Consider the following 357-nt stretch of genomic DNA (forward strand, 5'->3'; position numbering starts at 1 on the left):
CGACCCCGACATATGCCCCAAGCCCCCGCGCCGCTGGAAACCCCTCGGGTCGTGCTGCTACTGGGATGCACTCGCGCCGGAGCGAGGATAGACAGCGCACTCAGAACGCCGCGCAACCGACGTAACAGCCGACCGGAGATCCCGTTTGCCGAACGCCACGACATGCGACTTCGCGATCGAGTTGGACGAGGTCAGCTACGACGTCGGCGGCCGCTTCCTGCTGTCGCAGGTCACGCTCCGGTCCTCGGCCCGCCGGGTGGGTGTGGTCGGGCGCAACGGGTCGGGCAAGAGCACGCTCGCGCGGGTGCTGGCGGGGCTGGTGAAGCCGAGCGCCGGGCAGGTCCGGGTCGGCGGCGT

At 70.6% G+C, this 357-nt stretch carries 1 protein-coding gene; it reads left to right on the forward strand.

What is annotated here, in order from left to right:
* Positions 1–145 precede the first annotated feature (145 nt).
* A partial coding sequence (locus tag KTN05_RS17945) for an ATP-binding cassette domain-containing protein (RefSeq protein WP_217330711.1) occupies positions 146–357 on the forward strand: 212 nt, incomplete at its 3' end.

The organism is Paracoccus sp. Z118 (assembly GCF_019061185.1).
Classification (GTDB): domain Bacteria; phylum Pseudomonadota; class Alphaproteobacteria; order Rhodobacterales; family Rhodobacteraceae; genus Paracoccus.